Origin of the sequence: Helicobacter aurati (genome assembly GCF_003364265.1) — a bacterium.
In the GTDB taxonomy this organism is placed as follows: domain Bacteria; phylum Campylobacterota; class Campylobacteria; order Campylobacterales; family Helicobacteraceae; genus Helicobacter_A; species Helicobacter_A aurati.
The window spans coordinates 94603-111057 of the sequence record NZ_NXLW01000005.1 but is presented as its reverse complement, the minus strand read 5'-3'; the positions used below and the strand labels follow the sequence as shown (position 1 = coordinate 111057).

Genomic DNA, 16455 nt, shown 5'->3' with positions numbered 1-16455 from the left:
GAATAGGGTAAGTCGAATTTATGTGTTCTATGTAGAATCATTTGTTATATTCTAATGCCTTTTAAGGTGCTTTTGTATTTGTTCTGTCTTTTGCGGAATGTTAGGAATAAGCGTTAGATTCAATGTAGTTTATTGGAATCACCACGATAAGGATTGATACGGTGTAAAGTTGTGGTTCTATGTTTGCTGTTTGTACTGTAATGGAGAGTGTTGAGAATTAATTTCTATGTTTATTGAAGTGTTGTTTTATTCTGATAAGTATTATGAATTGTGCTATACAAATATTTATTTGACAAATATTTGAAATAATGGAGCATTAGGAATAGAATTTGTAAGAGAATCATTGGCAGTTATGACATTCTATACTTCTGTCTATAATATCATTTTTGAGCTCAGGACTTTCACTTCGTAAATAATAAGTTGATTTCAAGCCGAGTTTCCAAGCAAGCATATAAATATCATGAAGCATTCTGCCATTTACCTCATCTATTTTTACAAAAATATTGAGGCTTTGTCCTTGATCAATCCATTTTTGACGCACAGCCGCCACTCGCACCAAGTCTTGTTGGTTGATATTGTAGGCAGATTTATAGTATTGCATTGTTTCAAGATTAAGGTTAGGTGCTACGACTTTAATCATACCGCTAAGATTTTCTTCAAACCATTTGATTTTATAAATAGGCTCGATAGTTTGCGTTGTTCCTACAAGAATGCTAATAGAGCTCGTAGGGGCTATTGCCATGAGATACCCGTTTCGTATTCCATTTTTCCTAACTTTATTTCGTAAGCCATTCCAATCAAAACTAGGCTTTCTGTTAGATATGGCTAACGTTTGGGAGTTTGCTTTGTCAATAGGAAAGATTCCTTTGCTCCAATTTGAACCATGATAGGACGGATAGACGCCCCTTTGTACTGCTAAGTCGCTACTTGCATTAATGACGTGATAGCTAATACATTCCATTATTTCATCAATTTTTTCTATATGCGCCTTGCTTCCCCAATGGATTTTCTGGGTGGCGAGCATTTCAGCTTCGCCCATGACACCCAAACCAATAGAGCGATTTTTAATGTTAGTTGCTTTTACTTTGCGATTAGGATAGAAGTTCAAATCGATGATATTATCTAAGAGTCGAATAGCGATAGGGACTACCCTTTGTATATCCTCTTTTGTATGGATGCGACTAAGATTAATACTTGCTAGATTGCAAACTGCTGTTTCTCCTTCTTTTTGCACCCGTTGTGTGCTAAAAATCTTTTTGCCTTGTATAAAGTCAATACTTGTTAGTTTATTTGCTTTTTTAGTGATTCCATTGTCAAGTTGTACTTCATCAAATTCTTCGTAGTGCTGCTTGCTACCGTCTTCAAATTCTATTTCGACAATATAGTGGCTAGGTTCTGTATTTTGGAAAATTTCCGTACATAAGTTTGAGCTCCTGATAATACCGTTGTGGCTATTGGGATTTGCCTTATTTGCATTGTCTTTGTAGCATAAAAAAGGCATACCGTTTTCAAAGCAGTTTGTCAGAATCTTCTTCCATAGTTCTTTTGCTGGCATTCTATCAACGACTAAATCTCTATTTTGTTCAAATTCAAGATACTTCTTCTTAAATTCATCACCATAAAGATTAGTAAGTTCTCTGCACTCATAGGGGTCAAAGAGAGACCACATACCGTTATTTTCTACTCTTTCCATAAAAACATCACATATCCATAGAGCTGGAAATAAGTCGTGAGTCCTCCTCCTTTCTTCGCCGCTATTTTTTCGTAAATCAATAAAGTCATTGACATCTCTGTGCCATATTTCTATGTAGGTCGCAATAGCACCTTTTCTTGTGCCTAGCTGATCAACTGCTATGGCAACATCATTGGTAATCTTTAAAAAAGGAATAATGCCGCCCGCTGCATTCTTGTGTCCATCGATAAAGCTGCCAAGCCCTCGAATTTGAGAGAAGTCCCAGCCAATCCCCCCACCGTATTTACTAAGTAATGCCATTTCTTTATAAGCATCAAAGATACCTTCGATATTATCTGGAGTACTACCAATGTAGCATGAGCTTAATTGATGTCTTGTAGTTCTAGCATTCGCAAGTGTGGGAGTTGCACACATAACTTCAAACTTAGAAATCATATCGTAGAATTTAATAGCCCATTCATTGCGATTTGTTTCATTTTGCGCTAAAAACATTGCAATAGCCATAAACATTTGCTGCGGCAGCTCGATTGGTTCATTGTTAGAATCTTTGAGCAAATATCTATCGTAAAGAGTTTTGATTCCTAAATAACTAAATTGCAAATCTCTGTCTGGAACTATTGTAGAGTTAAGCAAATCTAGATCATAGAGATCTTTTAATCCTTTGAGAATCTTTCCCTCTTTCTCTGCTATTTCGAAGTATTCTCTTAGATGATTGTAGCCTGTGAAATGACTTACTTTGTGATATAAATCATAAAGGAATAATCTTGCGGCGACAAAAGTCCAATTTGGACATTCAACATCAATCTTGTCCACAGCCGTTTTGATTAATGTTTGTTGGATTCCCACTGTAGTAATGCCATCTTGAAAATGTATCTTTGCATCAACTTCCAATTCGCTTTGACTTGTTCCTGATAAATTTTCTACTGCGCTTGAAGTGTGTTTTTGAATCTTGCTAATATCTAGCTCTTCTATGCGTCCATTTCGCTTAGTAACCGTTTTTACTTTCACAGCACACCCTTCAAATAAACTTTACAATTTCGTCTAAAGGCATACGCAATCTCTTGCTTTGTTGCATGGCTCTATATCCCAAGCATAATACAAGACTCACTTGTTCTTTAAAGGTATCTATTTTCAATAGAGATTCTATCTGCGCTTTGTCAAATCCTTCTATCATGCACGAATCGATACCCAAAAATGCTGCGTGATTCATTACTGTTGTTGCCATAATATAGGCTTGATGCGCACTCCAGAGTCCGAGTTTCTCAATATCGCTGATATATCCCAATTTTTCCAACTTTCTTTTGCCATATCTCTCTTCAGCATAATGTTTAATTTCTTCATTGCTTTTCACTCTTCTAGCAAATTTTTCTAGGATATAGTTAGTTTGTGGCAACATATCTACTTTTAGGGAAGTAAAAACAATGACTTCTGATGCTTGCGTGATTTGGTCTTGATTCCAGCAGGTTTCTTTAATACTCTTTCTCATGTTCTTTGTCTGTACAATAAGCATACGTGTAGGCTCTAAACCAAATGAGCTAGGACTTAGCCTAGCAGATTCCAAGAGAGAATGGAATACATTAGAAGGAATTTTTTTATTTTCATCAAACTTCTTACAGGCAAAGCGAAATCGCATAGCTTGTGAAAATTTGTCATGTTGTTCTGTATAAGATGTAGAATGATGTTGCATAAATAACTCCTTTTATTTTATAAAAATAGAGCGAGATTGTAATACATTTTAGCTTAAAAGAATTTGACTGATTCGTAAAGATTTAGATTTTTCTTAAAAACGTAAAAATCTAGTTAATTCTTTATCTTAAGTAACCAAGAAAATGTTATAATGAGGTAATCTCAAAATTAAGGATAGAATATGTCGAAAGTGGTTTCTTATTGTGTATTTTCAGGACTTTTTGCACTTGGTTTAGGCAGTTTATCGTTAGCTGCTAGTGATCCCGCTGCCATTATTGCTAAGCAATGTAAAACTTGTCATGGGGCAAAAATGGAAAAATCTTATCTTAATAAAACAGCGGTTGTTAACACTTTGAGTAGTGAAGAGATTAAAAAAGATATGCTTGAATATAAAGCAGGCACACTTAATCGATACAAAATGGGTAGTACGATGAAAGCACAAATGGCGAAATTAAGCGAAGAGGATATTGAAGCTTTAGCGAAGTACATTCCTACACTTAAATAATCCATATTGAAATTATAAACTTATGATTTGAGTATTGTCTTAATTTATTAGAATGATAATAGTTGAGTCATAAGTTTCTTTATAATAGCCGCAATTCATACTAGATTCCTCCAATTTAAATTACAATTTTTACTTCTAAGTTCTGTTCTGCAAGTTTATATATTACATTCCAATAAGGTTAGAATATGGATTATAACTATGTTATACAACAAGCAATTATTCCACAGCTAAAAATAACACAATTCAAAAAGCAAGAAATACCGCAAGACATGTTGGGTAGAACTTTGGCTTATAGTTGCTTTTTACCTCGACTATCAGATACGGCATATCTTTATCAAAACTTCCGTTATACGCAAGAGAATCGGTTACCACATAAAGCCCTATCTATTTCTTTGCAAGCCCTATCATTATTGTTGCAAGATTCGGTGATACAACAAACAATATTTGATTCTGCAAATCATGAGCAGATGCTCTGTGTTTTTTTGGAGAATACACCAATCAATTATCATGAAACAAATGACTACACAATGATTGATTCTATTGGAATATTGCGTCGACTTACACCATTATTTGTTGCACAGAGTGGAGTGATTATAGAAACTTATCAAGTTTTAGAATCTGCTATTGCTGGTGCTGATATGGTTGTTTTAGATTCGGTGTTTTTACGTGCTTATGCTCTCTTTGTGTGTCTTGCAAAGCCACATTTATCTGACTTGCAAGATTCTTATGATTCTATACATAGCAAAGAATCTATTTTATCTAATTTGCTTACTACTCACACGATTCTGCCTGAACACTATAAAGAACATAAGAAAATTCTTGAGAAAAACTTTAACGAACTTGTGGTAACCGCTATGAATCTGGGTTTAGTACCTATTGTGAAGATTCATACTCAAGAAGACTTGAAACTACTATTAAGTTTAAAGCACCCTATTGATTGTGTTATTACTCCTCCAAACTTTATCTCGCTTTTGCCAAATACCTATTTGCTTTTTAGCCATATCGCCTATTCCAATGCAACAAAAGAGAAGAGTACACAAGATAAAAATTACGAACTTTCGAAGTTTTGTCAAAGATATTCCGGTATAGATATGGTTATAGAATCTTTTTAAATGGTTAGATTTAAGATCACGAAGAATTAACAAAAACTCAATAAAATTCCTATTATTATAATCTAAAAATTAGTAATTAGGAATCTTATGAAAACCTTTAGTATTGTGCTAGTAGGACAACCAAATGTTGGGAAGAGTTCATTAATTAATGCCTTGAGCGGTGCAAAAATGCGCGTGGGTAATTTTAGTGGAGTAACTATTCAAAAAGCAGAAGCCAAACTTACCTATAAGGATTATCAAATCAATATTATTGATTTACCGGGCACATTTTCTCTTAATGGTTATACTATGGAGGAAAAGGTTTGTAAGGAATTTTTATCAAATGATACTTATGACATTATACTCAATGTTATAGATTCTACAAATTTAGAACGTAATCTCATTCTAACTCTGCAGCTCCAAGAATTTCAAAAGCAGCTCAAAAAACCGCTCTTTATTGCATTAAATATGATTGATGAGGCAGAGGCGGATGGATTAGAAATCAATTTACAAGCTCTTAGCCAGAGATTGGGATTGGGGGTTTGTGCGGTTTCTTCTACTAGAGAACAAAATCTCAATACGCTTTTAGAATCATTAATTGCCCTCTATGAAGAGCAAGAGAATGCCCCAGCACATACGAGTCGTAACTATTTACCGCATTCTGTGCGTTGGGGTGTTGTGGATTCCACAACCAATTCTCAAGGTGCTCTTAAACCTATTGCTATTACTAATCAGATTGCAAGTTATGCAAGAGAGCTTGCAAGTTCCGTACAAAAGCTATCAGAGCTGCGGGCACGTAGTACAGCAAAAATAGATTCTGTTTTATTGCATAAGCTTTGGAGTATCCCTATTTTTCTTTGTGCAATGTTTCTTGTTTTTCAAATTAGCTTTGTAGTGGGAAGTTTTTTTCAAGGGTTGATAGAAGATGCTGTAAGCGTTATAGTCGTATGGAGCAAAGAACAGATACCCAATGCCTTTATAGCCTCTCTTGTTGGCGATGGTATCATTAATGGTGTTGGCACAGTGGTGAGCTTCTTGCCTCTTATTGCGACATTATTTTTAGGATTAACTCTCCTTGAGGGGAGCGGCTATATGTCCAGAGTAGCTTTTATGCTTGATGGATTGTTTTTTCGTTTTGGCTTGCACGGTAGGAGTTTTATACCGCTTGTTATGGGGTTTGGCTGTTCTGTACCTGCATATATGGCGACAAGAACATTGCAGAATAGGAGAGATAAACTCCTTACACTTTTTATTATAGGTTTTATGAGTTGTAGTGCTCGTCTTCCTATTTATTTACTTTTTGTTGGTGCTTTTTTTGCCCCTCAATACGCGGCGATTGTCATGTTTAGTATTTATATGGGCGGCGTACTTATTGCTTTGCTTTTAGCATGGGTACTTAAAAAGCTTGTTTTTCGTGGAGAGAGCGAACCTTTTGTTATGGATATGCCACGATATAGAATGCCCACTCTCAAAGTGATATGGTTTAGCGTATGGAGTAGAAGCTATATGTTTTTGAAGAAAGCCGGCACAGTTATTTTAGCTGGTGCTATTCTTGTTTGGGTTTTGGCTACTTTTCCGCAGAGTGAGGAAATAGAGCAAGAATATGACGAAAAAATTGCAAACATAGAGAATCTTGATAAACATTTGGATACAAGCGAATCTTTTTTAGTGGATTTTCAGACAGATTCTCAACCAATGCTTACGGATAAACAATCCTTACAGAGCGAAGAAGCACAAAACCTAATTGCACGATTAGAAAAAGAAAGACAAGAAAGACAGCTAGAATATAGTTTTGCTGGACGTTTGGGGCAAGCTGTTTATCCTTTTTTCGCGCCATTAGGGTTTGATTGGCGGTTGTCTGTTTCTCTTATTACGGGTTTTGCAGCAAAAGAAATGGTTGTTACAACCTTAGGCGTTCTCTATGCTTTGGGAGATTCTGTTGAGAAAAATGAGGCAGAAAGTAAGGCATTACAGGAGATATTACGTTCGCATATTGCTTTACCGGGGGCGGTTGCTTTTATTTTGTTTATTATGCTTTATATTCCTTGTGTTGCAGCTAGCGCAACATTTGCCTATGAAAGTGGCAAGAAAATTTATCTCCTGTATCTTTTATTGTTTACGACATTAGTTGCTTATGTATTTGCATTTATCGGGCATGAGATTACTTCGTGGTTCATAGAATGACAACTAAAACAAATAAAGTTACAATGTTATGTGGGATAGATGAGGCAGGTCGAGGATGTGTTGCGGGTAGTTTGTTTATGGCAGCAGTGATTCTTCCTAGTGATTGTATAGCTGATTTTGCGTTATTGGGGATAAAGGACAGCAAGAAGTTAAGCTTTGCAATGCGCAATGAAATCGCACAGAAAATAATGACATATCTTAATTTACATCGGGGATTCTATAAAATTATTCAATATGATGCCAAGCAAATTGATAGTTTGGGATTAAAGCATTGTTTAAAAGAAAGTCTGCAAGAGCTCTATCATTTTGCAATACAAAAGGATTCGCACTCTATTATCTTTGATGGCAATACAAATTTTGGCATAACGAATGTGAGCACTTTAATTAAGGGAGATAGTCTTAATATTTTGATTGGTGCGGCTTCTATTCTTGCAAAGTTTTCTAAAGATAAAGAAATGCTTACATTACATGAGATTGTTCCACAATATGACTTTAAGAACAACAAAGGATATTTAACAAAAACACATAAGCAGAGAATCTTAAAATTTGGTTATTGTGATTTTCATCGCAAAAGCTACCGAATCTCTTTTGAATGAAAAATTATTGTGTTAATGCTAGGATAAGCTGCGTAAAGTCCTCGCTGTCATTGAGGCATTGACATACACGATAATCTTTAATTCCTACTGAACTAGCGAGCTCGCGATATTGCATGCAAAGCTCATAAAGTGTTTCGGAATTGTCAATGCTAAAGCTTAACGGATAAACTATAATATTTTTAGGGGCGTGTTGTTGAATAATATCTTGTGTATTTGGTTCTAACCATTTTACAGGTCCGACTTTAGACTGATAACTTAAAGCAATGTTTTGGAATCTTATTCCTCTCTTTTCAAGTGCTTGCTTTAGGGAATCTTTGCTTTGTTCGCATTCATATTGATAAGGATCGCCTTTTTTGATTCGGCTAATAGGGATAGAGTGCGCAGAAAGAATGAGTACAAAATCTTGCGGGTTTGCATTACTTAGATTAGTTTGTAAGGTATTAGCAATGGCGTCTATATAGAGTTTGTGGTTGTGATATCTCTCAACAATTGTTATACAGGGTTGAAAGGCAAGTTTCCTTAGTGAGTTCAGTGCGTCATTAAAAGAGGAAAGCGTCGTTGTAGTGCTGTATTGTGGATACATGCTAAACAATATAATATCAGAGATACCTTTATCTTGGATTTCCCTTAATACATCATAGCAAAACGGTGGAGAATAGCGCATAGCGTAAGTATACAAGGTAGATGGATTCCTTGCTTGCAGCTTTTGTGTAAGCGAAAAAGTGATTTTTGCAATGGGACTACCGCCACCTAAAGCCTCATAGATTTTTTTACTTTTTTCAATACGACTATTAACAATAATATTCCCCAATAACGAGCGAAATAATGTATTTTGAACGTTAAGAATACAAGGGTCAGCAAACATATTTTTAAGAAAACTAGAAACTTCTTGTAGACTATTTGGTCCTCCCATATTAAGCAGAATAACGGCATTTTTGTATTGCATACCAATCCTTATTGATTTATAAAGCCGAAATAATAATGCAAAAAGGTTAATTGATTTTTGAATAGACGGAGACTCTTTAAATGGTTGATTCTTGAAGATGCCATACTAATCGATGAGAAACTATTGTAGCAATAATTGGAAATTTCCTTATTAATACTATTGCCTACTTTCCTTTTGCTCTTTTGCGCATATTTGGCTCTAATATTTTTTTTCTTATTCTAATATTTTGCGGTGTAACTTCCAGAATTTCATCGTCTTCAATCCATTCTAATGCTCGCTCTAACGTTATATCTCTTGGCGGTACAAGCTTGATTGCTTCATCGGCTCCGCTACTACGCATATTTGTTAAATGCTTTGCCTTAATAGGATTGACATCAAGATCATTATCTCTGCTGTGTTCGCCAATAACCATACCTATATAGACTTTTGTTTGTGGAGTAATAAAGAGCACGCCTCGTTCTTGGATATTAAAGAGTGAAAATCCGGTTGCTTCACCATTTTCCATACTTACCAATGCGCCATTTTTACGTGATTCTACATTGCCGTTGAATGCACGAAATTCTAAAAAGCTGTGATTCATCACGCCTTCACCTTTAGTGTCGGTTAAGAATTCACTTCGATAACCAATCAATCCTCGTGCTGGAATCTCAAATTCTAACCTTGTATAGCCATCATTCATAGGATTCATTGCTTTCATTTCAGCTTTCCTTCGTCCTAGTCGTTCAATGATATTTCCGCTAAAATCTTGAGGCGTATCAATCACTAAATGTTCGAAAGGTTCGCATTTTATACCGTCAATTTCTTTGATAATTACTTCAGGGCGAGAAATGCTAAATTCAAAACCTTCTCGCCTAAGATTCTCTGCTAGAATCGTAATTTGCAATTCTCCTCGTCCAGAAACGCGAAATTTCCCTTCCCCCATTTCCTCGCATCTCATCGCGATATTTGTTTGCATTTCCTTTAATAAACGGTCTTTGAGTTTATTGGCGGTTACATGTTTGCCTTCTAAGCCTGCTAGTGGGCTATCATTCACGGCAAAATACACACTCATTGTTGGCTCTTCTAAGTGCATTGGGTCAAGCGGCATGGGATTATTTGGATCTACGATAGAATCTCCCACATCAATAACGTTAAATCCTGCAACAGCAACAATATCACCTGCTTCTGCGGATTCTATTTCTGTTCGTGCAAGTCCTAAGAATCCAATAAGCTTAGTGATACGTCCGCTCTCTTTTTCACCATCGCTTTTTGCAAGCATAACGTTTTCATTTTTTTTCACACGTCCGTTAAACACTCTTGCAATACCAATTTTCCCTACATAATTATCATAATCCAAAGTAAAAATTTGCATTTGCAACGGATTATCGCTGCTGCCACTTGGAGCTGGGATATGTTCTAAAATTGCCTCAAAAAGCGGCTCAAGATTCTTTTTTTCGTCTTCTAGCTCCTTTATTGCATAGCCATCACGTGCAGCGGCATAAATTACAGGAAAATCAAGCTGAAAATCATTTGCATCCATAGCTACAAATAAGTCAAAAACCTCGTCAACAACCCTGTCTGGTTCCGCGGCAGGTTTGTCAATTTTGTTAATAACAACAATAGGACGGATTCCGAAACTTAAAGCTTTTTTGACAACAAATTTTGTTTGCGGCATCACACCTTCTTGCGCATCAACAAGCAACAAAACGCCATCAACCATTTTCAGAACACGTTCAACCTCTCCACCAAAATCAGCATGCCCGGGAGTATCAATAATGTTGATTTTTGTGCCTTTGTATTTAATAGCCGTGTTTTTGGAGAGAATGGTAATTCCACGTTCTTTCTCTAAATCATTAGAATCCATGACACGTTCATCAATTTGTTCTCTTTGACTGAAAGTGCCAGATTGAGTCAAAAGTCCGTCGACTAGTGTTGTTTTACCATGATCTACATGAGCGATAACAGCGATATTTCGTATGTTTTGCATAGATATTCCTATCTCTGAAAGAATTAAAAAATCGAATTCTATCTAAATTAGACTAATTATTTGATAATAAACAAACGTTAATATTCACTAGATAGCATGTAAGAACGGAAAATATCTTTTAAGCATTGGATTGTGTGCTACAATTTTGTTTTGATTGAATAGTGAGGAGGAATACTATGGAAATTAAACTTGCCAAGCAGTCATTAAAATCAGATTCTATTCAAGAGAGCATAACATTAGAGAGAATGGCAGAAATTGTGAACAATAATGACAAACGTGGCGCAATATTTTATTTAGATAGAGAGAATCCAGAAAAGAATTTAAAGAAAATTGAGAGTTTCTTTAAAAACAAAGAACGTTCAACGATTATTCGAGAGTTGAAAATCAGCATGGATGAAAAGGATTATATTTACGAGATGCATATTTTGTAATGTTGTTGGACTTTGCGAATTGCTAAGTAAAAAATGAAATCTCAAGAATTTTTGAAGTGATTTATTGTTTGATTTAGAATCATATAGATTCATAACTGAATCAATGTTTCATATTTGTCAGATTATCAGGCAAAACTCCAGATATACGCGGCATTTCGTAATGAACGATAGAGTTTATACAAACTAATATGATTTACAACATGTTATAAGAAGATTTATTGCATTTCGAGAAGTGAGAAGATAGTGGTTATTTCAACAGAGTTGGGACATTATGAAGCTTTACATTGAGACACTTGGTTGCGCTATGAATGTGCGTGACAGCGAACATATTATTGCAGAGTTACAGGAAAAAGAAGGTTATACTTTAACTCCAAATTTGAATGAAGCGGATTTGATACTCATTAATACTTGCTCTGTGCGCGAAAAACCAGAGCAAAAGCTTTTTAGTGAAATAGGGCAGTTTGCAAAACATAAAAAAGAAGGTGCAAAAATTGGCGTATGCGGATGCACGGCAAGTGCTTTAGGGCATGAGATTCTTAAAAAATCTCCGCATGTAGATTTTGTATTGGGCGCAAGAAATATTTCTAAGATTACAAGTATCATTCATACACCAAAAGCAGTTGAAGTAGATACAAGTCACGATGATAGTATGTATGTCTTTTCGGATTCTAAACCAAATGGTTATAGGGCATCATTAAATATTTCCATTGGTTGCGACAAGCAATGTGCCTATTGTATCGTGCCTTTTACACGCGGTAAAGAGATTTCTATACCTTTTACGTTAATCTACGAAGAGGCACAAAAGCTCGTTGCAAGAGGAGTAAAAGAGATTTTACTTTTAGGGCAGAATGTTAATAATTATGGCGTTCGTTTTAGCACAGCGCAACCAAAAATTAACTTCACTATGCTTTTGCAAGAGTTAAGCAAGATTGATGGCTTACAAAGAATACGTTTTACAAGTCCACATCCATTGCATATGAATGATGTATTTTTAGATGAATTTGCGAATAACCCTAAGATTTGCAAGAGCATTCATATTCCGTTGCAAAGTGGTTCTAATAAGGTGCTTAAGCAGATGAAACGCGGTTATACGCAAGAATGGTATCTTAATCGTATAGCCTACCTTAAAGAAAGAGTGCCAAATGTCAGTATTAGTACGGATATTATTGTGGGCTTTCCTGGTGAATGTGATGAAGATTTTGAGGAAACTATGAAAGTTTTAGAATCTGTACGTTTTGATACGTTATATAGCTTTATTTATTCTGCTAGACCTAATACTTTGTCTCATTCGTGGGGTGATAAAGACAACGTCCCAAAGGATATAGCCAAACAAAGATTAACAAGATTGCAAAACAGACATAGGGAAATTTTGCGAGAAAATAGTCAAAATGAATTAGGCAAAAGGCATACTATACTTATTGATTCTAATAAAAGTTCATTAGCGGATACTTTTAGTGAAGGGAAAAGCGATACAAATAGGCTTGTTAGAATCCAAAATGAATTCGTTGATATAGGGGAAATTGTGGATGTTGTCATTACCGAAGTGCAAGGTGGCACGTTCTATGCAAAATTACTTTAATTACATACACACGTTCATATCATAATTAACATGATGCATTATTTAGCCTTGCGAGTACTGATAGTTTGTGCGCTTCTAAACCTTCTTGCTGCGCTAATGCAGCGCAATCTGCAGCGAGATTCTCTAACCCGCTTTTAGAAAAGGAAATAAGAGAGCTATTCGTGCAGAAATGTTGTACTCCTAATGGGGAAAAGAATCTAGCACTTCCTCCTGTTGGCAACGTGTGATTTGGTCCAGCCAAATAATCTCCAATAGCTTCTGGCGTATAATGTCCTAAGAATATCGCACCTGCAGCTTTGATTAATGGTAAAAGAGTATAAGGGTTTTGCGTAATGATTTCTAAATGTTCAGGTGCTATCTGATTCATTAAGGAAGCCGCTTCTTCTAAATCTTGAGCAACAATAATTGCACCTCTATGGGTAATGCTTGTAGTGGCGATTTGTTTGCGGCAAAGATTGACAAGCTTCTCTTCGATTTTTCTCGCTACTTCCCGAGCAAGCCTTGCATCATTAGTAATGAGTAATGAGCTCGCCATTTCGTCATGTTCGGCTTGAGAGAGCATATCGATGGCGATAAAATCTGGATTTGCACTAGAATCCGCAATAATACCAATCTCACTTGGACCAGCTATCATATCAATGTTAACTTCACCAAAAACTAGCTTTTTAGCAGTTGCAACGAAGATATTTCCAGGTCCACTAATGCAATCAACTTTTGAGAAGATAGTAGTCCCATCATTGTCTTGGAGACCATAAGCAAGCAAACCAATAGCTCCTACTCCACCAATCTTATAACATTCTGTAATTCCACAAAGATGTATGCTTGCTAGAAGTGTCTCGCTGATTTGATTGTTTGGAGTAGGAGTTGTCATAATAATTTCTGGCACTCCTGCAACTTTCGCGGGAATGGCATTCATGAGTAGGGAGCTTGGATAAAATGCTTTGCCTCCCGGGACATAAATTCCTGCTCGCGATACGGGTAAAACTTGCATGCCTAAAAGATTCCCAAATTTATCGTGATGAATGAAGCCTTTTGGTTTAGTCAGAATGTGAAATTCATAGATTCTTTCAAAAGCAGTTTGCAAGCTTTTTCGCAAATGAGAATCAAGCTTTTTATAGGCATCTTCTGCAAGATTCCTATCTACTCGCAAGTCTTTCAGGCATGTTGGATTCCATTTATCATATTTTTTTACTGATTCTGTAAGAGCAGTTTCGCCTCTTTGTCGTATGTCTTGCAATGTCGCGAGAACTTCAGGAATGAGATGATCTATATCGCTTTTGGCTCTTAAAAGGATAGTGTTAAAATCTTGTGCAAAAGTAGGATTCGTTGTGTCAAGTAATTTAATCATTAGTATTCCTTGTCTTTATTTGTTATTAGGGTGTCCATTAAAGTTGCACAACAATAAACACTCATTTAGGCTATTCGCAACTTCTATAATTTTACTCAAATACGATAAAATTTCGCAAAATATAATTAAAGGGTTATCTATGATTGCAAATCTTATGCAGCCTAGCGAAATATCTTTTAAGGAAATTACACTTTGTGATAAAGAGATAATTTCTACATATTTGCGACAAGATCCGTTTATGATTTCCGATGTGAGTTTTGGAAATTTATTTCTTTGGAGGCTTGCTCGTAAGATTGAATTTGCAATTATCCATGAATGCTTAGTTATTAAAACGACTTATCCTGACAAAAATCCTTTTGTTTTTTTTCCAATAGGAGCAGGCGATAAGCATTTGTGCTTGCAAGCTTTAAAACATTATTGTGATTTTTTGGCAATTCCTTTAGAGTTTCATTCGATAGAGCAAAAAAATATTGCCATATTACGTGATGTTTTTGGGGATATACAACCCGTATTTAATAGGGACAGAAGTGATTATATCTATCTTACAAAAAATCTTATTAGCTTATCGGGTAGAAAATACCACAAGAAGAAGAATCATCTTAATCGGTTTTTTGAAGAATATAAGGGGTTTAGTTTTGAAGAAATAGATTCTAATAATCTCTTAGAGTTACAAACAACATGGAATCTGTGGTCGCAAAACTACACCGATGAGGGCTTAATCAATGAGGCGGAAGGCATTCGTAGTGCGCTACAAAATTATGGGCAGCTTGATTTTAAAGGAGGATTATTACGTTTTGATTCGACAATTATCGCCTTTAGCTTTGGTGAAATTATTTCTGATACGTTTTGCGTTATTCATATAGAAAAAGCAGACATTAATTACCGCGGTGCTTATCAGGCTATTAATCAGCAACTTTTGCAACATTGCTTTGCACATGTTACGTATGTTAATCGTGAAGAAGATTTGGGTATTGAGGGGCTACGTAAAGCAAAGATGTCTTATAATCCAGAGAGTATTTTAGAAAAATATGAAGTGATTATAACTACTTGAAATCTATTTATATATAGCATACTTTTTGCTAAGAAAACAACAAGATTCTTAATATTTCATATTTGCTTATATATTTTATGCAATAATTTCTTTCCTCGTTCGACTGCCGGTTGATTGTAAGTGTTTATTTCAAAAATGCAGCCTACGGCAGAAGTGAGCAATTCATAGTACATTATTAATGCGCCGATATTTTTTTCATATAACGAATCAAGTTGTATTGAATCTATTGGTAAGTTATCTTCTTGTAAAACCTGCATGGTAGCAAGTCTTTGTGTGGCGAGTAATTTTGCAAATGATGTAGCGTTTACAAAATTTGTTGCTTCTAATTCTTGTATTTTTATGTCAGGGATAACCAGCTCATTATAATAGTCTTGATTGATACCAAGAAAGGTAATAGTTTTGTCTCTTTTCCCCTCTAGGATTAATTGCAAAAATGAATGTTGGTCTATGCTGCCTATGAGGCTAATGGGTGTTAATCCTATATTGGTATTGTAGATATTGGTTTTACCTAAACTTTCTCCCCATAGCTGCATATACCATAGATTAAAATTACAAAATGAACTTGAGTATGAAAAAAGAATATTCATAGGCAATGAATCATGATGTTTCGCCATGAATATTGCTTTTTCTAAAATATGTTCTTCTTGTCTTGCAAAAAAAGAATCTTGCAAGATTTTAGCACCTTCCAATATTTCCTCAACTTTATAGCCGAGTAATTTTAAAGGCACAATACCTATTGCACTCAATACACTGAATCTTCCTCCAATATTTTTATTGATAACAATGGTGTAAATATGGTTTTGTTTTGCCCATTGTAGTAATGGAGAATCTTTATCTGTGATAATCAGTAGACGTTTTTTTAGTGAAGATTCCAAGAGGTTGTATCGCCACACGCAGTATTTCATAAGAGAAATAGTCTCTATTGTCATTCCAGACTTAGAAATAACAATAAAGAGACTTGTGTGAATGCAAATCTTCTTAAGTGATTTTTGGATTTTTAGTGGGTCCGTGTGTTCAAGGAATTTCAGTGAGATATTGTTTCTGTGTGGCAAATGGTAGAGCATGGTTTCAATGGCTTTCAGCCCCAACGAGCTACCGCCTATTCCAATAATAATGATATGACTTATATCTTTGAGTATTTCAGCGTTTGCCTGTATATACTTGGTAGAATCTTGCAGTGCCTTACGTTCATAAGGGAGATTGTAGTAGCCACTTTTTTGTGTTTGTCTTTCATCTTTGATTCTTTCAAAGACTTGTTCTTTTTCTTGGGTATTAGATGTTGTTGTAAAATGCAAGTCAAATTTAATCACGAAGCACTCCTTTGTAAATGGGAAGTAATATTTTACTAAAGAAATTGAGATTTCATATATGGTAGGGAT

General features: G+C 35.4%; 13 protein-coding genes. 7 read left to right on the top strand and 6 right to left on the bottom strand.

Features of this window, described 5'->3' with window-relative positions; all coding sequences use genetic code 11:
* Window positions 1–340: 340 nt before the first annotated feature.
* Window positions 341–2701, bottom strand: coding sequence for a ribonucleoside-diphosphate reductase subunit alpha (locus tag CQA66_RS03955; protein ID WP_104762403.1), 2361 nt, complete (start codon window positions 2699–2701; stop codon window positions 341–343).
* A 10-nt stretch (window positions 2702–2711) separates the two neighbouring features.
* Window positions 2712–3380, bottom strand: a complete 669-nt coding sequence (locus CQA66_RS03950) for an NAD(P)H-dependent oxidoreductase (protein WP_104762404.1) — start codon at window positions 3378–3380, stop codon at window positions 2712–2714.
* Between the two features lie 180 nt (window positions 3381–3560).
* Between CQA66_RS03950 and CQA66_RS03945 the strand changes: the two genes are divergently transcribed.
* The 4 genes from CQA66_RS03945 (at window position 3561) to CQA66_RS03930 (ending at window position 7755) form a co-directional block, all read left to right on the top strand.
* A complete protein-coding gene (locus CQA66_RS03945; RefSeq protein WP_104762405.1) occupies window positions 3561–3884 on the top strand; it encodes a c-type cytochrome in 324 nt (107 codons plus the stop codon).
* Window positions 3885–4069: 185 nt separating this feature from the next.
* A complete protein-coding gene (locus CQA66_RS03940; protein ID WP_104762406.1) occupies window positions 4070–4996 on the top strand; it encodes a hypothetical protein in 927 nt (308 codons plus the stop codon).
* 87 nt (window positions 4997–5083) lie between these two features.
* Window positions 5084–7159 (top strand): ferrous iron transport protein B, encoded by a 2076-nt coding sequence (feoB, locus tag CQA66_RS03935; protein ID WP_104762407.1) that lies wholly within the window; start codon window positions 5084–5086, stop codon window positions 7157–7159.
* A complete protein-coding gene (locus tag CQA66_RS03930; RefSeq protein ID WP_104762408.1) occupies window positions 7156–7755 on the top strand; it encodes a ribonuclease HII in 600 nt (199 codons plus the stop codon). Before feoB ends, CQA66_RS03930 begins: the two co-directional genes overlap by 4 nt.
* A 4-nt stretch (window positions 7756–7759) precedes the next feature.
* Here the strand turns inward: CQA66_RS03930 and hemH are convergent, their stop codons facing one another.
* Both hemH and typA read right to left on the bottom strand, forming a co-directional pair.
* On the bottom strand, window positions 7760–8701 hold the full coding sequence (gene hemH / locus CQA66_RS03925; protein ID WP_104762409.1) for a ferrochelatase: 942 nt from the start codon (window positions 8699–8701) through the stop codon (window positions 7760–7762).
* 163 nt (window positions 8702–8864) lie between these two features.
* Window positions 8865–10667 (bottom strand): translational GTPase TypA, encoded by a 1803-nt coding sequence (gene typA / locus CQA66_RS03920; RefSeq protein ID WP_104762410.1) that lies wholly within the window; start codon window positions 10665–10667, stop codon window positions 8865–8867.
* 176 nt (window positions 10668–10843) lie between these two features.
* Here typA and CQA66_RS03915 point away from each other — a divergent pair, with 176 nt between their 5' ends.
* Together CQA66_RS03915 and miaB are read left to right on the top strand one after the other, a co-directional pair.
* Window positions 10844–11098 (top strand): HP0268 family nuclease, encoded by a 255-nt coding sequence (locus tag CQA66_RS03915; RefSeq protein ID WP_104762411.1) that lies wholly within the window; start codon window positions 10844–10846, stop codon window positions 11096–11098.
* A 271-nt stretch (window positions 11099–11369) separates the two neighbouring features.
* Window positions 11370–12677, top strand: a complete 1308-nt coding sequence (gene miaB, locus CQA66_RS03910; protein WP_104762412.1) for a tRNA (N6-isopentenyl adenosine(37)-C2)-methylthiotransferase MiaB — start codon at window positions 11370–11372, stop codon at window positions 12675–12677.
* Window positions 12678–12702: 25 nt separating this feature from the next.
* Here miaB and hisD read toward each other — a convergent pair whose 3' ends face one another.
* Complete coding sequence (gene hisD, locus CQA66_RS03905) at window positions 12703–14025, bottom strand: histidinol dehydrogenase (protein ID WP_104762413.1); 1323 nt, start codon at window positions 14023–14025, stop codon at window positions 12703–12705.
* A gap of 139 nt (window positions 14026–14164) precedes the next feature.
* Between hisD and CQA66_RS03900 the strand changes: the two genes are divergently transcribed.
* Complete coding sequence (locus tag CQA66_RS03900) at window positions 14165–15076, top strand: DUF2156 domain-containing protein (RefSeq protein ID WP_233707663.1); 912 nt, start codon at window positions 14165–14167, stop codon at window positions 15074–15076.
* Window positions 15077–15132: 56 nt separating this feature from the next.
* On the opposite strand, the gene CQA66_RS03895 is transcribed toward CQA66_RS03900, so the two are convergent.
* Window positions 15133–16386 (bottom strand): glucose-6-phosphate isomerase, encoded by a 1254-nt coding sequence (locus CQA66_RS03895; protein WP_104762414.1) that lies wholly within the window; start codon window positions 16384–16386, stop codon window positions 15133–15135.
* Window positions 16387–16455 lie beyond the last annotated feature (69 nt).